Annotated in this window: 21 protein-coding genes; 17 read left to right on the forward strand and 4 right to left on the reverse strand. The window is 39.6% G+C overall.

From position 1 onward, the window contains the following. Positions 1-174: 174 nt before the first annotated feature. From RWP09_RS05020 to coaA, 3 genes are all read right to left on the reverse strand, one after another. Positions 175-687, reverse strand: coding sequence for a DNA topology modulation protein (locus RWP09_RS05020; RefSeq protein WP_314434663.1), 513 nt, complete (start codon positions 685-687; stop codon positions 175-177). Between the two features lie 52 nt (positions 688-739). Then, positions 740-976, reverse strand: a complete 237-nt coding sequence (gene rpsT, locus RWP09_RS05025) for a 30S ribosomal protein S20 (protein WP_001274000.1) — start codon at positions 974-976, stop codon at positions 740-742. Positions 977-1,043: 67 nt separating this feature from the next. Next, complete coding sequence (gene coaA, locus RWP09_RS05030) at positions 1,044-1,964, reverse strand: type I pantothenate kinase (protein ID WP_124787327.1); 921 nt, start codon at positions 1,962-1,964, stop codon at positions 1,044-1,046. A 200-nt stretch (positions 1,965-2,164) separates the two neighbouring features. On the opposite strand from coaA, the gene RWP09_RS05035 reads away from it, so the two are divergent. The 9 genes from RWP09_RS05035 (at position 2,165) to RWP09_RS05075 (ending at position 10,500) form a co-directional block, all read left to right on the forward strand. After that, positions 2,165-2,569 carry a hypothetical protein gene (locus tag RWP09_RS05035; RefSeq protein ID WP_314434669.1) on the forward strand — a complete coding sequence of 135 codons (405 nt, stop codon included), beginning with the start codon at positions 2,165-2,167 and terminating at the stop codon, positions 2,567-2,569. Between the two features lie 178 nt (positions 2,570-2,747). Beyond that, positions 2,748-3,338 carry a class I SAM-dependent methyltransferase gene (locus tag RWP09_RS05040; RefSeq protein ID WP_314434672.1) on the forward strand — a complete coding sequence of 197 codons (591 nt, stop codon included), beginning with the start codon at positions 2,748-2,750 and terminating at the stop codon, positions 3,336-3,338. After that, positions 3,335-4,612 (forward strand): pyrimidine-nucleoside phosphorylase, encoded by a 1,278-nt coding sequence (locus RWP09_RS05045; RefSeq protein ID WP_314434675.1) that lies wholly within the window; start codon positions 3,335-3,337, stop codon positions 4,610-4,612. The genes RWP09_RS05040 and RWP09_RS05045 overlap by 4 nt, the downstream gene beginning before the upstream one ends. A gap of 19 nt (positions 4,613-4,631) precedes the next feature. Beyond that, positions 4,632-5,294 carry a deoxyribose-phosphate aldolase gene (gene deoC, locus RWP09_RS05050; RefSeq protein WP_314434680.1) on the forward strand — a complete coding sequence of 221 codons (663 nt, stop codon included), beginning with the start codon at positions 4,632-4,634 and terminating at the stop codon, positions 5,292-5,294. Next, a complete protein-coding gene (locus RWP09_RS05055; protein WP_314434683.1) occupies positions 5,281-5,670 on the forward strand; it encodes a cytidine deaminase in 390 nt (129 codons plus the stop codon). The genes deoC and RWP09_RS05055 overlap by 14 nt, the downstream gene beginning before the upstream one ends. Positions 5,671-5,759: 89 nt before the next feature. After that, on the forward strand, positions 5,760-6,812 hold the full coding sequence (locus tag RWP09_RS05060; RefSeq protein ID WP_314434686.1) for a BMP family protein: 1,053 nt from the start codon (positions 5,760-5,762) through the stop codon (positions 6,810-6,812). A 142-nt stretch (positions 6,813-6,954) separates the two neighbouring features. Beyond that, positions 6,955-8,490 (forward strand): ABC transporter ATP-binding protein, encoded by a 1,536-nt coding sequence (locus tag RWP09_RS05065; protein ID WP_314434688.1) that lies wholly within the window; start codon positions 6,955-6,957, stop codon positions 8,488-8,490. Continuing rightward, positions 8,483-9,541, forward strand: coding sequence for an ABC transporter permease (locus RWP09_RS05070; RefSeq protein WP_060806311.1), 1,059 nt, complete (start codon positions 8,483-8,485; stop codon positions 9,539-9,541). Before RWP09_RS05065 ends, RWP09_RS05070 begins: the two co-directional genes overlap by 8 nt. A 2-nt stretch (positions 9,542-9,543) precedes the next feature. Further along, entirely contained in the window at positions 9,544-10,500 is a 957-nt protein-coding gene (locus RWP09_RS05075) for an ABC transporter permease (protein ID WP_000029124.1), read from the forward strand. 37 nt (positions 10,501-10,537) lie between these two features. Here RWP09_RS05075 and plsY read toward each other — a convergent pair whose 3' ends face one another. Beyond that, positions 10,538-11,179 (reverse strand): glycerol-3-phosphate 1-O-acyltransferase PlsY, encoded by a 642-nt coding sequence (gene plsY, locus RWP09_RS05080; RefSeq protein ID WP_314434697.1) that lies wholly within the window; start codon positions 11,177-11,179, stop codon positions 10,538-10,540. Positions 11,180-11,314: 135 nt separating this feature from the next. On the opposite strand from plsY, the gene parE reads away from it, so the two are divergent. The 8 genes from parE to RWP09_RS05120 all read left to right on the forward strand — a co-directional run bounded on the left by parE (position 11,315) and on the right by RWP09_RS05120 (position 24,440). Then, positions 11,315-13,264 (forward strand): DNA topoisomerase IV subunit B, encoded by a 1,950-nt coding sequence (parE, locus tag RWP09_RS05085; RefSeq protein WP_314434699.1) that lies wholly within the window; start codon positions 11,315-11,317, stop codon positions 13,262-13,264. Between the two features lie 81 nt (positions 13,265-13,345). Then, on the forward strand, positions 13,346-14,497 hold the full coding sequence (locus RWP09_RS05090) for a hypothetical protein (protein WP_314434701.1): 1,152 nt from the start codon (positions 13,346-13,348) through the stop codon (positions 14,495-14,497). Continuing rightward, positions 14,494-15,792 (forward strand): DNA cytosine methyltransferase, encoded by a 1,299-nt coding sequence (locus tag RWP09_RS05095; RefSeq protein ID WP_314434703.1) that lies wholly within the window; start codon positions 14,494-14,496, stop codon positions 15,790-15,792. Before RWP09_RS05090 ends, RWP09_RS05095 begins: the two co-directional genes overlap by 4 nt. A gap of 323 nt (positions 15,793-16,115) precedes the next feature. Next, complete coding sequence (gene parC / locus RWP09_RS05100) at positions 16,116-18,596, forward strand: DNA topoisomerase IV subunit A (protein WP_314434706.1); 2,481 nt, start codon at positions 16,116-16,118, stop codon at positions 18,594-18,596. Between the two features lie 328 nt (positions 18,597-18,924). Further along, entirely contained in the window at positions 18,925-20,958 is a 2,034-nt protein-coding gene (locus RWP09_RS05105; protein ID WP_314434709.1) for a thiol-activated cytolysin family protein, read from the forward strand. 141 nt (positions 20,959-21,099) lie between these two features. Then, the gene (locus RWP09_RS05110; RefSeq protein ID WP_314434711.1) at positions 21,100-22,122 is read left to right on the forward strand and encodes a branched-chain amino acid aminotransferase; all 1,023 of its coding nucleotides are present in this window, start codon (positions 21,100-21,102) and stop codon (positions 22,120-22,122) included. A 22-nt stretch (positions 22,123-22,144) separates the two neighbouring features. Continuing rightward, entirely contained in the window at positions 22,145-24,112 is a 1,968-nt protein-coding gene (locus tag RWP09_RS05115; protein WP_314434715.1) for a peptide ABC transporter substrate-binding protein, read from the forward strand. A 97-nt stretch (positions 24,113-24,209) separates the two neighbouring features. Further along, positions 24,210-24,440: a DUF2969 domain-containing protein gene (locus RWP09_RS05120; protein WP_000037113.1), complete on the forward strand. Its 231-nt coding sequence runs from the start codon at positions 24,210-24,212 to the stop codon at positions 24,438-24,440. Positions 24,441-24,465: the final 25 nt, after the last annotated feature.

The following is a 24,465-nucleotide window of genomic DNA, read 5'->3' on the forward strand; positions in this document are numbered from 1 at the left end:
AAACTATGAACAAGATTCTCTTCATTTCTAGGGGAATTTTATTGTTGATTTATAAATTGCTCGAGTTATTTTTAATTGTTGAATAAAAGGAAAAAAGGAAGACTTTCTGGATGAAAAACTTCCTTTTTTAGTCAATCAGTACATGCTGATTTTAATGAAATGCTACTATATTGTTTACTTTTTTAAAGATCGCAAAAAACAATCAATCTCTGCTTGAGAATGGAGAATACGCATCTTTTCTGGGTAAGTATTGTTTAAGTATTGGTATCTATCCTTAGCATTTTTAGTCCGTCCATCCCAGAGAATCCATCGGATAAACTCCCAATTAAATTGTTCTTGACAACCAGCTGCCATACTTTCCCTGACCTTGCCTCGGTATGTGAGGTAACGTTTAAAGGCTCGAAAGAGACAGGTCAATGGCGAAAAATTGAGAAAGATGATTTGGTCAGCTTCCTGCATTCTTTCCTCGTAATAGCACCAAGAATAATTACCATCGATGACCCAAGCTTCATGCTTGGTGAGAAATTTTTTCATCTCATCCAACATCCATTCACGGTCACTGTCTTGCCAACCAGGTTGAAATTGGAGTGTGTCCATGTGAAGTTTTGGGATGGAGTAGTAGTTAGATAACTTTTCGGCTAGCGTTGACTTACCAGCACCAGAATATCCGATAATTGCAATTTTCATTTTCTACCTTTTCCTATTTGGAGACAAAAAAACAGCCTCTATGGACTGTTTCTTATTTAGCAAGTTTAGCTGAAAGACGAGCTTTGTCGCGACTTGCTTTGTTTTTGTGAATCAAACCTTTAGTTTCTGCTTTATCGATAGCTGAGCTAGCAGCACGGAAAAGTTCTTCAGATGGGTTTGCTTCGAAAGCTTTGATAGCAGTACGCATAGCTGATTTTTGAGCTGAGTTCTTTTCGTTTTGTTTAACGTTCAATTCAGCGCGTTTGATAGCTGATTTAATGTTTGCCAATGTTCTTACCTCCATATTTACTAACTATACCATTATATCTGAAAACTTACGTTTTGACAAGGGAAAATTATTTTTTTAAGTAAATTTCATCGATTTCATGGTTCTTTGTTTTATGAAGAATCACTTCCGCACGATTTCTGGTCGGTTCAATATAATTTTGTAGATTTGTGAGATTGATACTGGTCCAGACCTGATGGGCAAAGGATTCCACTTCCCCAATCGGCATTTGTGTAAAACGATAATAGTAGCTATCAGGGTCGTTTTGGGCTAGGCTCAGCATTTTCAAGAAACGGTCTAGATACCAACTCTCGATGTCATCGACTGCAGCGTCAACATAGATGGAAAAGTCAAAGAAGTCAGTAATGTAGAGACGCTCGTTTTGTGGATTTTGAAAGACATTTATTCCCTCAACAATGACAAAATCAGCAGCTTTAACGCTTTGCTTTTCCTCAGGGACGATGTCGTAGACTTCATGAGAATAGACAGGAATATCTACATCTTGTCCATTTTTGATGCGGTCCAAGAAGTTGAGAAGAGCTTCCATATCATAGCTTTCAGGAAATCCCTTACGATTTAGAATCCCTTGCTCAATCAAGGTCTGGTTGGGATAGAGAAAGCCGTCAGTTGTTACCAACTCAACCCTAGCATCTGTAAGTGTACGGGATAGCAGGATTTGAAGTAGGCGACTAGTTGTGGATTTTCCAACGGCAACACTACCAGAAACCCCAATGATAAAAGGCTGGGATTTGCTTTCGCGTTGAAGGAAAATTCCTTTTGAAAAGGCCAAATCATCCTTGGTACGTTTGTAAATTTGGATGAGATGGGCTAGGGGTAGATAGACATCGGTAACATCCTGTAAACTAATCTGGTCATTAAAACTCTTGATGGATTCTAATTCCTCTTCTGTCAAAGGAGGTGTTGTCTTTCGATGTAAAGATTGCCAAGTCTGGCGGCTGATTTTTTCAAAATGTAAAAATTCGTTGGTCATTTGTTTTCCCCTAGATATTTTGTCTATCATACCATAAAAAGCTAAAAAAATAAAGCGGTTTCTTGATGCTGCTAAGCCAATATCGTATAATAGAGGTAGATAGAGGTTGACCAATTTAATGATGAAGTAGGAGATAGTTTCTACTGATTTGTAAGCTTATAAAGGGGGCTTTGGGATTCACAACTTATAGGAGGTGTACTATGAAAATCTTAAAACGTTACATATTGGAATTCTGTTTTATTTTAAGTTTTGCACTACCTTTTTTAAAAGGAGCGAATGCGGATAATGGTAGACGTTTTGTGGAAACCTATTACGGTTTTACTTTTTTGATGGAACATGCCATTGTAACAGCTGTCTTTATCTGTTCGCTCTTGATTGCTTTCTTCCTAAAAAAACGGTGGACGAAATGGCTTGCTGCTGGAAGTTATGTCTTTTTAGTCCTATGGATTGCTACAGAGGGTTATTTATTCCGCATGTCACTCGAAGATTTGATACGACTTTGGACAAGTTTGGAATTCCTGACAAAAACGTATCAGTTGGGCTTTTATCTAAACATTCTGTTGGGAATTTTGTTGATAATAAAGTATTTGAAGGTAAAGAAATAAAAATGTGCCAGACTATAGACTATGAGATATCTAGTCCTACGTGCTTTGTTATTAGGTTATAAAAGTTGAAAGAGATTGAAGAAAAGGTTTTACTTACTAGCTTTCTTCAGTCTTTTTCATTTCATTATCAATTTGTAAACGATTTACAATTTAAGTCAAATTATGATAAAATAGTTTCATGAGTAAAATGTATTATGCAGAAAATCCTGACGCTGCTCACGACATTCATGAGTTGAGAGTGGAGTTGTTGGGACAAAAAATGACCTTTTTGACGGATGCGGGTGTTTTTAGCAAGAAAATGATTGACTTTGGCAGTCAACTCTTGCTCAAGTGTCTTGAGGTCAACCAAGGAGAAACTGTCCTTGACGTAGGCTGTGGTTACGGACCTTTGGGCTTGTCTTTATCTAAGGTTTATGGAGTTCAGGCGACCATGGTCGATATCAACAATCGTGCTTTGGATTTGGCGCGACAAAATGCTGAACGAAATAAAGTAGAAGCGACGATTTTCCAGTCCAACATCTATGAACAAGTTGAAGGCACATTTGACCATGTGATTTCCAATCCTCCTATCCGTGCGGGCAAGCAAGTGGTTCATGAAATCATTGAGAAAAGTAAAGATTTTTTGGAAACTGGTGGAGATTTAACAATCGTTATCCAGAAAAAACAAGGGGCTCCAAGTGCCAAGTCCAAGATGGAAGATGTGTTTGGTAATTGTGAAATTGTCAAAAAAGATAAGGGATACTATATCCTTAGAAGTGTGAAAGAATGAGAGCAGTTGATTTAATCCAAAAAAAACGAGACGGTCAAGAATTGACTTCGAGTGAAATTGAATGGCTGGTAGAAGGCTATGTGTCAGGAGCTGTTCCTGATTATCAGATGTCTGCTTTTGCTATGGCTGTTTATTTCAAAGGAATGACGACTCGAGAAATATCTGATTTGACCATGAAAATGGTTAGGACTGGTCAAGAGTTTGATTTATCCGCTATTGATGGGGCTAAGGTTGACAAGCATTCTACGGGTGGTGTTGGTGACAAGGTGACCTTGATTTTGGCTCCTCTTGTTGCAAGCTTTGGTGTTCCAGTCGCGAAAATGAGTGGTCGTGGTCTAGGCCATACAGGTGGAACAATTGATAAATTGGAATCCATTAGGGGCTATCAAGTAGAACGTAGTCAAGAGGATTTTATTCGTCAGGTACAGGATATTGGTGTCTCTGTCATTGGGCAATCAGACCAGCTTGTCAAAGCAGATAAACTTCTCTATGCCCTCCGTGATGTGACCGCAACTGTCGACACGATTCCTTTGATTGCGAGTTCGGTAATGAGCAAGAAAATTGCGGCAGGAGCAGATGCTATTTTACTAGACGTAACTGTCGGAGAGGGTGCTTTCATGAAGACGGTTGATGAGGCGCGTGAATTGGCTCAAACCATGGTGGAACTTGGTAAGGCAGTTGGTCGAAAGACGGTAGCCGTGATTACAGATATGAGCCAACCCTTGGGAAGAGCAATTGGAAATCGCCTCGAAATCCTTGAAGCATTGGAGATTTTACAGGGTCAAGGTCGTCAGGATATTACCCATTTCATCTGTGAACTGGCTCAAATTATGCTTGGTTTAGCAAATGTAAACAAGACAGTTGAAGAAGTCCGCCAACATCTTGAAAATGGTAAGGCACTGGCTAAGTTTGAGGAGATGGTCCAAGCCCAAGGTGGAGACTTGGAAGACCTCTATCGTCCTGTAAATGTAGCCCATGTGGTGGAAATCCCTGCTCAGGAAACAGGTGTCATTTCAGCTCTCCCAGCTATGGAATTTGGCCTCTATGCTATGAGACTGGGGGCAGGTCGTGCAGTTAAGTCTGATACCTTGGACTATGAAACAGGAATTGTTTTTGAAAAGAAGGTTGGAGACTCTGTTCAAAAGGGAGAAATTGTTGCAAAAGTATACACAAATGGAAAAATTTCTCCTCAGCTAGTTACAGATTTTCAAAAATATGTTAAAATAAATGATAGGGTGCAAAGTTTACGAGAAATTATAGAAATTATCTCATAAACCGCAGGAGAATCCGAATATGAAATTAAATAAATATATCGATCATACGCTTTTAAAACAAGATGCGACAGAAAATCAAATTGATTGTTTGTTGTCTGAAGCTAGAGAGTATGATTTTGCCAGTGTTTGCGTTAATCCGACCTGGGTTGAACATGCTAAGAAAGGGCTTGAAGGCACAGATGTTAAGGTCTGCACAGTAGTAGGTTTCCCTTTGGGAGCAACAACTTCAACTGTGAAAGCTTTTGAAACAAAGGAAGCTATTCAAAATGGTGCAGACGAGATTGATATGGTGATCAATGTTGGGGCTCTCAAATCAGGCAATTTAGCTTTGGTTGAATCGGACATCCGTGCTGTTGTGGAAGCAAGTGGGGACAAGTTAGTGAAAGTCATTATTGAAGCTTGCCTTCTGACCGACCAAGAAAAAGTTGCGGCTTGTCAATTAGCCCAGAAAGCTGGAGCTGATTTTGTTAAAACATCTACTGGCTTTTCAACTGGTGGTGCTACGATAGCAGATGTTACATTAATGCGTGAAACAGTTGGACCTGATATGGGAGTCAAGGCTGCTGGCGGAGCTCGTTCTTATGTAGATGCTCTTGCCTTTGTGGAAGCAGGTGCGACTCGTATCGGAACGTCAGCTGGGGTAGCAATTCTAAAAGGAGAATTGGCTGATGGCGACTACTGAGTTGATTGAACTAGCAATTGAAACCAGCAAGAAAGCCTATGTGCCTTATTCTCACTTTCCAGTTGGAGCTGTTCTAGTGGCGAAAGATGGCAGCACTTATACAGGTGTCAATATTGAAAATGCTAGTTATTCTTTGACCAACTGTGGAGAGCGTACAGCGATTTTTAAAGCAGTTTCTGAAGGTCAAAGAGAATTTTCAGAATTGATTGTCTATGGACAGACTGAAAAACCAATTTCACCATGTGGTGCTTGTCGCCAAGTGATGGCTGAATTTTTTGAACATGATTTAAAAGTGACTTTAGTCGCAAAAGATAAATCGACGGTCGAGATGACGGTCGGGGAGTTACTTCCATACTCTTTTACAGACTTAAACTAGTCTGAGTCGCTCTCTGAGTGGCACGGTCCTTGTGACCAACCAATCCATACTTGCAACATCGTTGCACATCTTATTTAGGAGGTTCAGTAATGAACAAGAAACAATGGCTAGGCCTTGGTCTAGTTGCAGTAGCAGCAGTTGGACTTGCTGCATGTGGTAACCGCTCTTCTCGTAAGGCAGATTCATCTTCCGATATGAAGACAAAAGCAGCAATCGTCACTGATACTGGTGGTGTTGATGACAAATCATTCAACCAATCAGCTTGGGAAGGTTTGCAAGACTGGGGTAAAGAACACAATCTTTCAAAAGATAAAGGTTTCACTTACTTCCAATCAACAAGTGAAGCTGACTACGCTAACAACTTGCAACAAGCGGCTGGAAGCTACAACCTAATCTTCGGTGTTGGTTTTGCCCTTCACAATGCGGTTGAAGAAGCAGCAAAAGACCATTCTGACTTGAACTATGTCTTGATTGATGATGTGATTAAAGATCAAAAGAATGTTGCTAGCGTAACATTTGCTGATAACGAAGCTGCTTACCTTGCGGGTGTTGCAGCAGCTAAAACAACTAAATCAAAACAAGTTGGTTTTGTAGGTGGTATTGAATCTGAAGTTATCTCACGTTTTGCAGCTGGATTTAAAGCTGGTGTTGAGTCAGTAGATCCATCTATCAAAGTACAAGTTGACTACGCTGGTTCATTTGGTGATGCGGCTAAAGGTAAAACAATTGCAGCAGCACAATACGCAGCTGGTGCGGACGTTGTTTACCAAGCAGCAGGTGGAACAGGTGCTGGTGTCTTTGCAGAAGCAAAATCACTCAACGAAAGCCGTCCTGAAAATGAAAAAGTTTGGGTTATCGGTGTTGACCGTGACCAAGTAGCAGAAGGTAAATACACTTCTAAAGATGGCAAAGAATCAAACTTTGTTCTTGTATCTACTTTGAAACAAGTTGGTACAACTGTAAAAGATATTGCTAACAAAGCAGAAAAAGGTGAATTCCCTGGCGGTCAAGTGATCGTTTACTCATTGAAAGATAAAGGGGTTGACTTGGCAGTAACAAACCTTTCAGAAGAAGGTAAAAAAGCTGTCGAAGCTGCAAAAGCTAAAATCCTTGATGGAAGCGTAAAAGTTCCTGAAAAATAATGGATGGAAGTCATTTCTTAGGAAGCGGCCTTTGGCCGCTTTTTAAGAGTTGAGACAAAGTCATTTTGTCTCAGTAAAGCTTGCTACTAGAGAAACTAGCAAGTTTTATTGAAATAAAATAAGACTCTGAAAGGAAGAGCACATGGCACACGAAAATGTCATTGAGATGCGTGATATCACCAAGGTGTTTGGTGAATTTGTTGCCAACGACAAAATCAACCTGCACCTACGAAAAGGTGAAATTCATGCACTTTTAGGAGAAAATGGGGCTGGAAAGTCCACGCTCATGAACATGTTAGCAGGGCTTCTTGAACCAACCAGTGGTGAAATTGTGGTCAACGGTCAAGTTGTCAACCTCGACTCGCCATCAAAAGCGGCTAGCTTAGGAATTGGAATGGTTCACCAGCACTTTATGTTGGTAGAAGCCTTCACAGTGGCTGAAAACATCATTTTAGGTAGTGAATTGACTAAAAATGGTGTGTTAGATATCGCTGGAGCTAGCAAAGAAATCAAGGCTCTTTCTGAACGTTATGGCTTAGCTGTGGATCCTTCTGCTAAGGTGGCAGATATCTCGGTTGGAGCTCAACAACGTGTAGAAATTTTAAAAACTCTTTATCGAGGGGCTGATATCCTTATCTTTGACGAACCAACGGCGGTTTTGACTCCATCAGAAATTGATGAGTTGATGGCTATTATGAAAAATCTTGTCAAAGAAGGAAAATCAATTATCTTGATTACCCACAAGTTGGACGAGATTCGAGCAGTTTCTGACCGTGTTACAGTTATCCGTCGTGGGAAATCAATTGAAACAGTCGAAATTGCAGGAGCTACCAATGCTGATTTAGCAGAAATGATGGTGGGACGTTCTGTTTCCTTTAAAACAGAGAAGCAAGCCTCTCAACCAAAAGAAGTGGTCTTGTCTATTAAAGACTTGGTGGTCAATGAAAACCGCGGTATCCCAGCTGTGAAAAATCTGTCCTTGGATGTTCGTGCTGGAGAGATTGTTGGGATTGCGGGGATTGATGGAAATGGTCAGTCTGAACTGATTCAAGCTATCACAGGTCTTCGCAAGGTTGAATCTGGAAGCATTGAGCTAAAAGGAAATTCAATTGTAGGCTTGCACCCACGTCAGATTACAGAGTTGAGTGTTGGGCACGTTCCAGAAGACCGTCATCGTGATGGTTTGATTTTGGAAATGATGATTTCTGAAAATATTGCCCTTCAAACCTACTATAAAGAACCACATAGTAAAAATGGAATTTTGAACTATGCGAATATCACTTCTTATGCTAAAAAGTTAATGGAAGAGTTTGATGTTCGTGCTGCCAGTGAATTTGTTCCTGCAGCTGCACTCTCAGGGGGAAATCAACAAAAAGCAATTATTGCTCGTGAAATTGATCGAGATCCTGATCTCCTTATCGTCAGCCAGCCAACTCGTGGGCTGGATGTCGGTGCCATTGAATATATCCACAAGCGCTTGATTGAAGAGCGTGATAATGGCAAGGCTGTCCTTGTTGTCAGCTTTGAACTAGATGAGATTTTAAACGTCTCAGACCGTATTGCCGTTATCCACGATGGTAAGATTCAAGGTATTGTATCACCAGAAACAACCAATAAACAAGAACTTGGTGTCTTAATGGCTGGTGGAAACTTGGGAAAGGAGAAGAGTGATGTCTAAAAAATTACAACAAATTTCGGTTCCCTTGATTTCTGTATTCCTAGGAATTTTACTTGGGGCCATTGTCATGTGGATCTTCGGTTATGATGCTATTTGGGGCTACGAAGAATTGTTCTATACAGCTTTTGGTAGTCTACGTGGGATTGGAGAAATCTTCCGTGCTATGGGGCCTTTGGTCTTGATTGGTCTTGGATTTGCTGTTGCCAGTCGTGCAGGCTTCTTTAACGTCGGGCTTCCTGGTCAGGCTTTGGCAGGTTGGATTCTCAGTGGTTGGTTTGCCTTGTCGCATCCAGATATGCCACGTCCCTTGATGATTCTAGCGACTATCGTGATTGCCTTGATTGCTGGTGGGATTGTCGGAGCGATTCCAGGTATTCTTAGGGCCTATCTAGGGACGTCAGAGGTTATCGTAACCATCATGATGAACTACATCGTCTTGTATGTAGGGAATGCCTTTATCCATGCTTTCCCTAAAGACTTCATGCAAAGTACCGATTCGACGATTCGTGTTGGGGCTAATGCAACCTATCAGACCCCTTGGTTGGCTGAGTTGACTGGTAACTCGCGGATGAATATTGGTATTTTCTTTGCTCTCATTGCCGTTGCAGTCATTTGGTTCATGCTAAAGAAAACAACCCTTGGTTTTGAAATCCGTGCGGTTGGTCTTAATCCACATGCTTCAGAATACGCTGGTATTTCTGCCAAACGGACTATTATCCTATCAATGATTATCTCAGGTGCCTTGGCTGGTCTTGGTGGAGCCGTTGAAGGACTTGGAACCTTCCAGAACGTCTATGTTCAAGGGTCATCTTTAGCTGTCGGATTTAACGGTATGGCGGTTAGTCTGCTTGCGGCCAACTCACCAATTGGTATTCTCTTTGCAGCCTTCTTATTTGGTGTTCTCCAAGTTGGAGCCCCTGGTATGAATGCGGCGCAGGTACCGTCTGAGCTTGTCAGCATTGTAACAGCGTCTATTATCTTCTTTGTCAGTGTTCATTACCTTATCGAACGCTTTGTCAAACCGAAAAAACAAGTTAAAGGAGGTAAGTAAAGATGTCTATTACAACCTTGCTCACCCTCTTGGTGTCTTCTATGCTGATTTACTCAGCACCTCTCATCTTTACAAGTATCGGTGGTGTTTTCTCTGAACGTGGTGGTGTGGTCAACGTCGGTCTTGAAGGAATTATGGTTATGGGTGCCTTTTCTGGAGTTGTCTTTAACCTTGAATTTGCAGAACAATTTGGAGCAGCAACTCCTTGGTTATCCTTGCTTGTGGCAGGATTGGTTGGAGGTCTCTTCTCTATTATCCACGCAGCAGCGACGGTTCATTTCCGTGCAGACCATGTTGTCAGCGGTACGGTATTGAACTTAATGGCGCCAGCCTTAGCTGTTTTCTTAGTGAAAGTTCTTTATAACAAAGGACAAACCGACAACCTAAGTCAGACTTTTGGACGCTTTGATTTCCCAGTCTTGGCAAATATCCCAGTGATTGGTGATATCTTCTTCAAGTCAACTAGTCTACTTGGTTATCTGGCCATTGCCTTCTCATTCCTTGCTTGGTTTATCCTCTTCAAGACTCGATTTGGTCTTCGTCTCCGTTCTGTAGGTGAACATCCTCAAGCAGCTGATACCTTGGGAATCAATGTCTACAAAATGAGATATTTAGGGGTTATTATTTCAGGTTTCCTAGGTGGAATTGGAGGAGCAATTTATGCTCAATCCATCTCAGTCAACTTCTCAGTGACAACTATTGTTGGACCTGGATTTATTGCCCTTGCTGCGATGATCTTCGGAAAATGGAATCCAATCGGAGCCATGCTATCTAGTCTCTTCTTTGGACTTTCACAAAGTTTGGCTGTTATCGGATCTCAATTGCCATTCCTACAAGGAGTACCTGCGGTTTACCTTCAAATCGCACCTTATGTTTTGACAATTCTTGTCTTAGCAGCATTCTTTGGAAAAGCAGTCGCACCAAAAGCAGATGGTATCAACTATATCAAATCAAAATAAGCATACAAAAAAACGTCAGTTCTGTTCAAACTGGCGTTTATTTTTTAGAATTTTGATGAGTCAAGTTCAATCCCCAAGGGACCAAATTTTCAGTTTTATTTTTGATGCGTGTGATATTGTCCTTATGGCGAATGATGATCAAGCTAGCGAGTGCTAAGATAATAGCGATGAAGAGAGGGTCATAGTTACTCAGGATAAAACCAAAAAGTGGAAAGAGTAGAACACCGATAACAGCTGCGATAGATGCTGTGACACTAGACAGTGAAATCATACTACCTAGATAGAGGGTTCCAAAGAAAATAACCGCAAGGTAGAGGCAGAAGACAGGAGCAAATCCGAAAATCACTCCAGCGCTAGTTGCGACAGCCTTGCCTCCCTTAAATCCTGCAAAGATAGGAAAGGTGTGGCCAATAACAGCCAAAAGTCCAAAGATGAGAGGAGAAACGCCTTGCAGATGAAACATAATCGGAAGAAGCGTTGCTAGAGTTCCTTTAAAAAAGTCAATCACAAAGGTTGCCATACCAGATTTCTTACCTAAAATACGAAAGGTATTGGTCGTTCCAGTATTACCAGAACCATGCTCGCGCAGATTGATTTGAAAGAATACTTGTCCAATCCAGAGACCAGACGGAATCGAACCCAGCAGATAGGCTAGGATTAATAAAACTATTGTAATCATACTCCTATTATATCATGAAATGGAGAAGAAAGGCAGAGAATCTCTTCTGAAATTGTCACACCGGAGAAAGAAAAATTTTGCAAAATCCTTAGAAAACCTGTAGAATAGTAAAGATAAACGAATAGGAGGTTCCTTGTGTCAAAAAAGGAAATCAATATTAACAATTATAATGATGATGCCATTCAGGTGCTAGAAGGGTTGGATGCGGTCCGAAAACGTCCAGGGATGTATATCGGATCGACTGATGGGGCAGGTCTCCATCACCTAGTCTGGGAAATCGTCGATAATGCAGTTGATGAGGCCTTGTCTGGATTTGGTGACCGTATTGATGTCACCATCAATAAAGATGGCAGTTTAACGGTTCAAGACCACGGACGTGGGATGCCGACAGGTATGCATGCTATGGGAATTCCAACTGTTGAGGTTATCTTTACTATTCTCCACGCTGGAGGAAAATTCGGTCAAGGAGGCTACAAGACATCAGGTGGACTTCATGGGGTGGGTTCTTCCGTTGTTAATGCCCTTTCTAGCTGGTTAGAAGTTGAAATCACTCGTGATGGTGAAATCTACAAGCAACGTTTTGAAAATGGAGGGAAACCTGTTACGACTTTGAAGAAAATCGGTACAGCACCCAAATCTAAAACAGGTACCAAGGTTACGTTTATGCCTGACGCGACGATCTTTTCTACGACAGATTTCAAGTACAATACCATTTCAGAGCGCCTCAATGAATCAGCCTTCCTCTTGAAAAATGTGACCTTGTCATTAACGGACAAACGAACAGATGAAGGGATTGAATTCCACTATGAAAATGGGGTACAGGACTTTGTTTCTTATCTGAACGAAGACAAGGAAACCTTGACACCAGTTCTGTACTTTGAAGGCGAAGATAATGGTTTCCAAGTAGAAGTTGCCCTCCAGTATAATGATGGATTTTCAGATAACATTTTATCCTTTGTCAATAACGTTCGTACCAAGGACGGTGGAACGCATGAGACAGGACTCAAGTCTGCCATTACCAAGGTTATGAACGACTACGCGCGTAAGACAGGTCTTCTCAAGGAAAAAGATAAAAACCTTGAAGGGTCAGACTATCGTGAAGGACTAGCAGCCGTTCTTTCTATCCTAGTTCCTGAAGAACATTTGCAGTTTGAAGGCCAGACAAAGGATAAGCTAGGAAGTCCTCTAGCGCGTCCAGTTGTGGATGGAATTGTGGCTGATAAGTTGACTTTCTTCCTCATGGAAAATGGAGAATTGGCTTCTAATCTTATTCGCAAGGCTATCAAGGCGCGTGACGCTCGTGAAGCGGCACGTAAGGCGCGTGATGAGAGTCGTAATGGTAAGAAAAATAAAAAAGACAAGGGCTTGCTTTCTGGAAAATTGACCCCAGCCCAGTCTAAGAATCCTGCTAAGAATGAACTCTATCTGGTTGAGGGGGACTCTGCCGGTGGTTCTGCCAAACAAGGCCGTGACCGCAAGTTCCAGGCAATCTTGCCCCTTCGTGGTAAGGTTATCAATACAGCCAAGGCCAAGATGGCGGATATTCTCAAAAATGAAGAAATTAACACCATGATTTATACTATTGGTGCAGGTGTGGGAGCAGACTTCTCTATTGAAGATGCCAACTATGACAAAATCATTATCATGACCGATGCCGATACAGATGGTGCCCATATCCAGACCTTGCTCTTGACATTTTTCTACCGTTACATGCGTCCGTTAGTTGAAGCAGGTCATATCTATATTGCCCTTCCACCTCTTTACAAGATGTCCAAAGGGAAAGGCAAGAAAGAAGAAGTGGCCTATGCTTGGACAGATGGCGAGTTAGAAGAACTCCGCAAGCAGTTTGGTAAAGGCGCAACACTCCAACGCTACAAGGGGCTTGGAGAGATGAATGCGGACCAGCTCTGGGAAACAACCATGAATCCAGAAACCCGTACCCTCATACGTGTCACCATCGAAGACCTAGCACGCGCCGAACGCCGCGTCAATGTCCTCATGGGGGATAAAGTAGAACCACGCCGTAAGTGGATTGAGGACAATGTCAAGTTTACGCTGGAAGAGAGTGGAGAGATGGTGTTTTAGGGATATTTAGAAATGTTTTATATGCTAGTGAATATTAGTTAAGAAAACTAGGTAACTATATTTGAAAGAGAGCTAACAACTATGTCAGAAACCATTCAAGAAAAAGAATTTCAAAAACGAATTTTTGATAGCTGTGAAATCCAAGAAAATATTAAAGTGTTATTTAATTTTCCAAATTCCAGTCAATTTGAGCGTGAAATAGAATTTATAAATGGTATTACCTCTGATTTTATAATCTATTATAGTAGCAAAGATGAGATGAAGGCTATTTTAGAATGTAAGAGGGCAGATATTGGAGTGACTGAATATGTCCGTGGAGTAGGACAACTTTTCCAGTATGAGTACTTTCAGGATGAGAAAATTAGTCCACGTAGATTTGCAAATATATCTTATTCTTCTGATTGTAATAATAATGTACTAGTTATCCCTTCTTCATTTATTAGGAATACAAGCCTGAATATAGGGCGTTTCAGATACCCTAAAAATTCATCTATCTTAGAAGTGCACGAAAATAATAATCGTGTTCGTCTGATTGATAAGAATGAACTGGAGAAACTTTCAGATGCATTAGAAAATGATTTGACCACAATTAGTCAGTACTATGTACGAGATACAAGAATCTTTGAACATTATATTCTTCTACAATTTTTGAAATTGCTACATGAATTTAAAGGTTACTTAAACAGAGATGTAATAGAACGGAGCTATTTGAGGAAGATTCATGTTATTAATAATAGAAATTGGAGAAATGCGTTTATTTCGCTATCAAGTTATGGATTAATTGGAAGAAATAATAAATTAACCCAAGCAGCAGGAACGCTGTCGAATGTATCAGTGTTCGAATTTATCAATTCTATTTATGAGGACTATATTGCTCCATTTATTGATGAATTGATGACAGTTTTAGAAGAAAATGCTAATAAAGTTGGTATTGTTTCACTTAGAAATACTGAAATTGCTGAGAAAATACGTCGCAAATATAATGGAAAAGATGTTCTTTTTTTGACAGATAGCGATAGTCGTTATATTTCAAGTTGGTTGAATATCATGAGAGACGATATTGGTTGTATCTCGTTTGAGCCTCGAAGTGCGAAAAGAACAATTAATTTTATTCCAAAAGATTTAACAAGTAAGAGTAGATGTGAGAAAATTGAAGAATTTTCAGTGGCTCAAAACTATGTTGATGAATATTTAAAGATTAAGAAAGACTTAATGAGGGAAATATTAAAATGACAGCAAATACTGGTTATACTATTTTTGAGACTTTTGTTGGTGCTGGTGGTTCTCATTTAGGTTTTATGTGGGAAAATTTCAGAACAGTCTATGTTAATGATTTCGTTGATGACTGTTTGAAAACACTAGTGTACAATAATCCTAACTTAGTGGAAGAAAAGGCTGTTGTGGACAACACTTCTATTACAGACTTAAATCCTGTTGCACTACGTCAACGTTTAAAAGTAGAACAGGGAGAAATAGATGTTTTTTTTGGTGGTGTTGTCTGCAAGAGTTTCAGTCTAGCAGGTGAACGTAATCCTATTGACGAAAGGAATTATCTTTACCATAAACAATTAGAATTGGTGGAGGAATTTTTACCAAAGATTTCGATTGTCGAAAATGTTCCAGGAATTTTAAATGCAAAAATTTATATTGGACAAGATGATGAAGATGAATTAAAAGAAGAAATAATGGAACTTTGGACGGAACTTGAAAATTACAAGGGACGTAAAGCAGCACTTCGTAAAATTCAACAAGTTACTCCAGAATTGGAGGAAGAAGGAAAAAAACTTAGAAAAAAGAAAAAATCTCTACTTTCTCGTATTGAAAAATCTGAGAATTACATATCAGTAATGGAGGATATTAGAAGGATTTATGATCGTCTAGGTTATAAAGTTTATACATCTATTTTAAATGCTTCTTGGTATGGTTCTTCAACAAAGCGTGAACGAGTTATCATTGTGGCTGTTCGTAATGATATTGAAATAGATTTTTCGTTTCCAGAACCTAAGTATATGAGTGAGTCTGTTTTTAAGCCTCATTTATCAAAAAAATATTTAAAATTTCCACGTGTTAAAACTGTTAATGATGCACTAGCAATGATTGATTATAGTGATCATGAAGATATTGATAATCATCCAATGAATCATAGCCCAAAAACGATTGAACGTTTTAAATATATCCCTGAAGGAGATAGTATAGCTAATCATATTGATGAACTCCCTGCTGATTTGAAAATCAGTAAATTCTATTCAAGAGGTTCTACTATGAGATTAGATGGTAATTCTCCGAGTCCAACATTGGTCCCTGGGCACAGTAATTTTCCAGTTCATCCTAAGGAACATAGAAGTATAACTGTGAGGGAAGCGGCTACTATTACAGGATTTCCTCTCAAATATAAATTTTTTGGAACACATAGCAAGCGTTGTGAACATGTAGGTAATGCAGTTCCTCCACAATTAGCACAAGCAATTGCTCAAGAATGTGTAAAGTTATTGGATCAATATTATTCATTGATTTCAAATAATGATTGATGCCACATTTAGGTAATGATTACGCTTTTGAATTAGAATAGATATATAAGGAGTTGAACACGCCTTAAATACTGTGTAACATTCCTTATTACTCATTGAAGCAACAAATTTTAAACACAATAAACTACAGAAAGGGTCGTTTGGTTAACTGAACACGGGACTAATCCTTTCTACATCCTTTTATCATTACATCCACTATATATTCTTTGAAAGGAGTTGAACACGCCTTAAATGCTGTGTGAAAAGATAAATTCTCTTGTGAGCATCGCTCACTGCAATAATTTCCTATTTTCACTTGGTATTTTACGGGCTCTGTATCCTATATGTCTAACATTCAAAACATGTCCCTGGAGGACATCATGGGAGAGCGCTTTGGTCGCTACTCCAAGTACATTATTCAAGACCGGGCTTTGCCAGATATTCGTGATGGCTTGAAGCCGGTTCAGCGCCGTATTCTTTATTCGATGAATAAGGATGGCAATACCTTTGATAAGAGTTACCGCAAGTCGGCCAAGTCTGTCGGTAACATCATGGGGAATTTTCACCCACACGGTGACAGTTCCATCTATGATGCCATGGTTCGTATGTCACAGGACTGGAAAAACCGTGAGATTTTGGTCGAAATGCACGGTAATAACGGTTCTATGGACGGAGATCCGCCTGCGGCTATGCGTTATACTGAGGCACGTCTGTCTGAAATTGCTGGCTATCTTCTTCAGGATATCGAGAAGAAGACCGTTCCTTTTGCTTGGAACTTTGACGATACCGAGAAAGAGCCGACTGTTTTACCAGCAGCCTTTCCAAATCTCTTGGTCAATGGTTCTACTGGGATTTCGGCTGGTTATGCCACAGACATTCCTCCCCATAATTTGGCTGAGGTCATTGATGCTGCGGTTTACATGATTGACCACCCAACAGCCAAGGTTGATAAACTCATGGAATTCTTGCCTGGACCAGACTTCCCGACTGGAGGGATTATCCAGGGCCGTGATGAAATCAAGAAGGCCTATGAAACTGGGAAAGGGCGCGTGGTCGTTCGTTCCAAGACTGAGATTGAAAAGCTAAAAGGTGGTAAGGAACAAATCGTTATCACTGAAATTCCTTATGAAATCAATAAGGCCAATCTAGTCAAGAAAATTGATGATGTCCGTGTCAATAACAAGGTGGCTGGAATTGCTGAGGTTCGTGATGAGTCTGACCGTGATGGTCTTCGTATTGCTATTGAGCTCAAAAAAGACGCTAATACGGAGCTTGTTCTCAACTATCTATTTAAGTACACTGATCTACAAATCAATTACAACTTTAACATGGTGGCGATTGACAATTTCACGCCTCGTCAGGTTGGGATTGTCCCAATCTTGTCTAGCTATATCGCCCACCGTCGTGAAGTGATTTTGGCCCGTTCACGCTTTGACAAGGAAAAGGCTGAGAAACGTCTCCATATCGTCGAAGGTTTGATTCGTGTAATTTCGATTTTGGACGAAGTCATTGCCCTTATCCGTGCTTCTGAGAATAAAGCTGATGCCAAGGAAAACCTCAAGGTCAGCTATGATTTTACAGAAGAGCAGGCTGAGGCTATCGTAACCTTGCAACTTTACCGTTTGACCAATACAGATGTGGTTGTCTTGCAGGAGGAAGAAGCAGAACTTCGTGAAAAGATTGCCATGCTTGCGGCGATTATCGGTGATGAACGGACTATGTATAACCTTATGAAGAAAGAACTTCGTGAGGTCAAGAAGAAATTTGCAACTCCGCGTTTGAGTTCTTTAGAAGACACTGCGAAAGCAATCGAGATTGATACAGCTAGTTTGATTGCTGAGGAAGATACCTATGTCAGCGTGACCAAGGCAGGTTACATCAAGCGTACCAGTCCACGTTCCTTTGCGGCTTCAACGCTGGAAGAAATTGGCAAACGTGATGATGACCGTTTGATCTTTGTACAAGCTGTCAAGACAACCCAGCATCTTTTGATGTTTACGACTCTTGGAAATGTCATCTATCGACCAATCCATGAATTGGCAGATATTCGCTGGAAGGATATCGGAGAGCATCTGAGCCAGACCATTACAAACTTTGAAACGAATGAAGAAATCCTTTATGTGGAAGTAGTGGATCAGTTTGATGATGGGACAACCTATTTTGCAACCACTCGTCTTGGTCAAATCAAACGTGTAGAACGTAAAGAATTCACTCCATGGAGAACCTACAAGTCTAAGTCAGTTAAGTATGCTAAGCTCAAAGACGAGACAGACCAGATTGTAGCAGTGGCTCCAATTAAACTAGATGATGTTCTCTTGATAAGTCAAAATGGTTATGCGCTTCGTTTCAATATCGAAGAGGTTCCAGTTGTCGGTGCCAAGGCTGCAGGTGTCAAGGCTATAAACCTCAAAGAAGATGATGCCCTCCAATCTGCCTTTATTTGTAATACCTCATCCTTCTACCTCTTGACTCAGCGTGGTAGCTTGAAACGTGTTTCTATTGAGGAAATTCCAGAAACCAGCCGTGCCAAACGAGGACTACAAGTCTTGCGTGAGTTAAAAAACAAACCACATCGAGTTTTCTTGGCAGGTGCAGTTGCAGAGCAAGGCTTCGTTGGTGATCTCTTCAGTACAGAAGTGGACGGGAACGATCAAACTCTGTTTGTCCAATCCAATAAAGGAACAATCTATGAAAGTCGATTACAAGATTTGAACTTGTCAGAACGTACCAGTAACGGAAGCTTCATTTCTGACACGATTTCAGATGAAGAAGTTTTTGACGCCTATCTTCAGGAAGCTCATACAGAATTTGAATCTAAGAAATGATAAAAACAATGAAAAGCTTTTCATTAAGAAATTTCTTAAGCTATAGATTTAAAAGTTGAATTTGATTATATATACAAAAACGAACAGTGCTAGGTCCCAACTGATAGGGACTTAGCCTGCTCGTTTTCTTGTTTTTTAGTGGTATAGACCACTTTGTGTTTGAATGTGAAGTTATTAACATATGAGCAACTATACAAGTTAAGCTAATAAAAAAATAATAATTTTTTAGGAAAACGATTGCATCTATAATATTTTTATGTTATACTCTTATTGTTTCAAGAAAGCGCATTCAAGAAATAATTCGTTCAAATATATATAGGAGTTTTGTATGTCTCAAAACAATCAAGATAAAGGATTTTGTTTTTCTATTCGTAAACGTAGTGTTGGAGTATGTGGTGTTGCCATTGCAACATTTTTGCTAGGTTCTGGCCTTGTATTTCAAACAAATGTAGTAAAAGCAATAGAGCCGAGCGTTGCTGCAGTTGCTGGTGAAAATATTGCTGCTCATAAACCTGCGAGTCAGAGTTCAATTGCTTATGGAGGAGATGCTTCTAGAGCAGTTGATGGAAATCGTGATAACGCATGGAGCCACCGTTCTGTTACCCATACAGATTTTCAAGATCATTCTTGGTGGAAAGTTGATTTAGAGAAAGAAGAATCAGTAGGAACTGTTCGTATTTACAATCGTGGAGATGGGGATGTAGCAAAGCGTTTATCTAATTTTGATGTTATTTTGTTGGATAAAGCTGGAAGTGAGGTAACTCGTCAACACATTGATAGTTTAAACAATCAACCAACAATTGATGTTCAATTCTCAGGAGTTAATGCACGATATGTTAAAGTGGAGCTAAATAATTCAAAAACTCCACTTAGTTTAGCAGAAGTTGAAGTATATCGTTCTGTAAAAGAAGAAAAAGTAGTAGCAAGTAAGAAAACAGAAAACAAAGTTAAAACAGATTATACTGCAGAACTAAATAACTATTTGTTTGGCTTGAATTATGATAAAACAAATATTTTAACTAGACGAGGCGAGGCAATAGAAAATTACACGAATACAAGCACAAAACAACAAGGAAGTGAATTTGTGGTTGTGGAAAAAGTGAAGAAGAACCTTTCTAGTGGTCACGCTGATGTTTCTATTAATGGCAACGGAGATATTTTCCTAGGTGCTTTGTTTAAAGCAAATCAAGACCTTCTAGAAAATAAACCACAACAAATTAGTTTAGATCGTAGCAAAGGTAGAATCAGTGTTGATTTACCAGGAATGGTAGGCGGAGATAGCTATGTAGATGCTAATCCAACTGCAAGTGGTATGCAGGAAGGTGTGAATACCTTGTTAAACCGTTGGCATGAAAAATATGCTGCGAAAAATCCTGCTCCAGCACGTATGCAGTACGAATCAACTTCTGCTTACAGCATGAATCAATTGAAAGCAAAATTCGGAAGTGATTTTGAAAAAGTCGGTGTTAATTTGAAAATTGACTTTGAGGCTGTAAATAAGGGTGAAAAACAAGTTGAAGTTGTTGATTTTAAACAAATTTACTATACTGCTAACTTTGATGCTCCAAAAAATCCATCCGATGTATTTGCACCAGGAGTAACGGTTGATCAATTGAAAACACGTGGAATTGATGAAAAAACACCTCCTGTATACGTGTCAAGCGTTTCATACGGACGTCAAATGTATGTCAAATTTGAAACAACAAGCAAGAGTACAGAGTTGAAAGCCGCGATCAATGCTGTTATCAAAGGGGTGCCTATTAAACCAGAATCTGAATGGGCGCGTGTCTTGAAGAATACAACTGTAACAGTTTCAATCGTAGGTGGAAATGCTGATGGCGCTGCACGTGTTGTGACAGGTACAGTAGAAGATTTGAAGAAATTGATTCAAGAAGGAGCTACTTTCAGTACACAAAACCCTGATGTTCCAATTTCTTATAAGACTGCATTCTTGAAAGATAATCAAGTAGCTACAATTCAAAGCAATACAGACTACATTGAAACGAAAGTGACTTCATACAAAAATGGCTATCTCAATTTACAGCATAAGGGAGCTTATATCGCTCGTTACTATGTTTACTGGGATGAAGTAACTTATGATAAGGATGGAGTTGAAAGCATTCGCTCACGTCAATGGGAAGATAATGGTAAAAACAGGACAGCAGGCTTCCAAACTGAGCTTCAATTTAAAGGAAATGTACGTAATATACGCGTGAAGATTCAAGAAAAAACAGGTCTTGTTTGGGAACCATGGCGTACAGTTTATAATCGTACAGACCTTCCTCTTGTTCAAAAACGTACAATTATTAACTCAGGTACAACACTAAGACCAAAATACGATGAAAAAGTTGAAAATAACTAGTTTTTCACTTGTAAAAGGAATCAGTTCTAAGAGCTGGTTCTTTTTATTGAAGAAATTTTCTGAAAATTACAAAATATACTTGCTATTTTAGAAAAATAGTGTAGAATAAAAGAAATAGGTTTTTAGAATAAGGAGTGGAATATGACAGTAACGATTGATTGGGAAAATCTCGGTTTTTCCTATATGAAATTACCTTATCGCTATATTGCTCATTTTAAAAATGGACAATGGAATCAAGGAGAGTTGACAGAAGATGCAACCTTGCATATTTCAGAGTCTTCTCCAAGTCTTCACTATGGTCAACAAGCATTTGAAGGTTTGAAAGCTTATCGTACTAAGGATGGCAGTGTTCAACTGTTCCGTCCTGATGAAAATGCCAAACGTCTACAACGGACATGTGACCGTCTCTTGATGCCACAAGTTCCAACAGACATGTTTGTAGAAGCGTGTAAGGCAGTTGTCCGTGCCAATGAAGAATATGTACCTCCATACGGAACAGGTGGAACCTTATATCTTCGCCCTCTTTTGATTGGTGTCGGAGATATTATCGGGGTAAAACCGGCAGAAGAGTACATTTTTACCATCTTTGCCATGCCAGTTGGAAATTACTTTAAAGGTGGTTTGGTTCCAACCAACTTCTTGATTCAGGATGAATACGACCGTGCAGCGCCAAATGGTACAGGTGCGGCTAAGGTTGGTGGAAACTATGCTGCAAGTCTCTTGCCAGGAAAAATGGCCAAGTCACGCCATTTCTCAGATGTTATCTATCTAGATCCTTCAACACATACAAAGATTGAAGAAGTCGGTTCAGCTAACTTCTTTGGAATTACAGCTGATAATGAATTTGTAACACCATTGAGTCCATCTATCTTGCCATCTATTACCAAGTATTCCTTGCTTTATTTGGCAGAACATCGCTTGGGTTTAACTCCTATTGAGGGTGATGTTCCAATTGATAACCTTGACCGTTTTGTAGAGGCAGGTGCTTGTGGTACAGCGGCAGTGATTTCTCCAATTGGAGGTATTCAACATGGAAATGATTTCCATGTATTCTATAGTGAAACCGAAGTGGGGCCTATTACACGTAAACTTTATGATGAATTGACTGGTATTCAGTTTGGCGATATCGAAGCGCCAGAAGGTTGGATTGTAAAAGTAGATTAAAATAAATTAAAGGAGATTTTTTATGAAATCGAAAAAGTGGCTCTTAACAGCAGGAGTGGTCCTGAGCACGACAGCTCTTTTAGTGGCTTGTGGAAAAGCTGATAAAGAAGCAGATGCACCGACAACATTTTCTTATGTCTATGCAGTGGATCCAGCATCATTGGACTACAGTATAGCGACTCGGACATCGACGACAGACGTTATTGGAAATGTTATTGATGGTTTGATGGAAAATGACAAATACGGCAATGTTGTTCCTTCTTTGGCTGAAGATTGGTCTGTATCAAAAGATGGTTTGACTTATACTTATAAACTTCGTAAAGGAGTGAAATGGTACACTTCTGAGGGTGAAGAATATGCAGAAGTAACAGCCCATGACTTTGTGACAGGACTAAAACACGTAGCTGATGGCAAGTCAGACGGTGTCTCTCTCATCCAGAATTCAATCAAGGGATTGGATGCTTACATGACTGGTGAAACCAATGATTTCTCTACAGTTGGTGTCAAGGCCTTGGACGATTATACAGTTGAATATACCCTAAACAAACCAGAAAGTTTTTGGAATTCTAAAGTTACAACAGCGACGATGTTGCCTGTAAATGAAGAGTTTTTGAAGGCATCAGGTAAAGATTATGGAGCAGTTACTCCAGCAGGGATTCTCTATAATGGTCCTTATTTCTTGAAGACTTTGACTTCTAAATCGTTGATTGAGTATGAGAAAAATCCAAATTACTGGGATAAAGAAAATGTAAAAATTGAGAAGATCAAATTGACTTACTACGATGGTTCTGATCAGGAATCGTTGATCCGTAGTTTCTCTTCAGGTGCCTATACGACAGCCCGTCTCTTCCCAAGTAGCTCAAACTTTGCTTCAACTTTAGAGCAATACGGAGATAAAATCACATATAGCCCACAGGACTCAAGTAGTTATTACTTTACATTTAACGTAAATCGTCAGTCATACAATAAAACTGCGAAAACAAGTGAAGAGCAAAAGACTTCTACAAAAGAAGCGATGCTCAATAAGGACTTCCGTCAGGCTATCAACTTTGCCTTCAACCGCCATTCTTATGCTGCCCAGCTAAATGGTGAAGATGGGGCGGACAAGATTATCCGTAACAGCCTCGTTCCTGACAACTTTGTGCAAGCAGGTGGTAAGAACTTTGGTCAAATCGCTCAAGCAGAGTTGGTGAACTATGGCGAGCAATGGAAAGGTGTTGAACTAGTTGACGGTAAGGACTCTATCTACAACCCTGACAAGGCCAAAGTTGCTTTCGAAAAAGCTAAGAAAGACTTAGAGTCTAAAGGAGTAACTTTCCCAATTCACTTGGATGTTCCAGTTGAACAAACAGATACCATCGCCGTTCAACAAAGTAACTCTTTCAAACAGTCAATTGAATCAACTCTTGGTGCTGAAAATGTTGTCATCGACGTTCTTCAAATGACAGATAATGAAAAGGAAACAATCACTTCACAAGCGCGTGTTCCTTCCCAAAAAGACTATGATTTGAATAGTACAGGATGGGCTCCAAGTTATCAAGACCCAGCATCTTATTTAACTATCATGGATCCTAAATCAGGTTCTGCTATGAAACACCTAGGTATCACTAAAGGAAAAGACAAAGATGTCGTAGCTAAGGTTGGTTTGGACCAGTATAAGAAATTATTGGATGATGCCGATTCAGAAACTACTAATCTTGAAGAGCGTTATGAAAAATATGCCAAGGCTCAAGCTTGGTTGACAGATAGTTCATTATTGATGCCGACAGCCTCATCTGGTGGTTCACCAGTTGTAAGTAATGTCGTGCCATTCTCAAAACCATACTCACAAGTTGGTATTAAGGGTGATCCATATATCTTTAAAGGAATGAAATTGCAAAAAGATATTGTTACAACAAAAGAATATGAAGAAGCACTGAAAAAATGGCAAAAAGAAAAATTGGAATCAAATGGTAAGTACCAAAAAGAACTAGAAAAACACATTAAATAATGCGGAAAACTCTATATCAGACAAGCCTGATGTAGAGTTTTTTCTTGCTAGTTTTAGGATTTTCTTGTAAAATAGAAAAAGTGAAGAGAGGTATGAAATGAGTAAGAAAGATAAGAAAATCGAAATTCAAGTAGCAGATGCCAAAGTTAATGTAGGAAAAGACAGTTTTGAAGGTTATACCTTGACCATTGGTAAAAAAGTTATCGGAGAAATTGCCGAATTAGACGGACAATTTGCCATCATAAAGAATGGGAATGTCGATAGTTTTTATAAAAAATTGGAAAAAGCTGTGGAAATTTTGATTGAAAATTATAATTTAGCAAAATAAGTCTTGTTTTTTTGAAATTTTCATG

The sequence above is a fragment of the uncultured Streptococcus sp. genome (genome assembly GCF_963521255.1).
Classification (GTDB): domain Bacteria; phylum Bacillota; class Bacilli; order Lactobacillales; family Streptococcaceae; genus Streptococcus.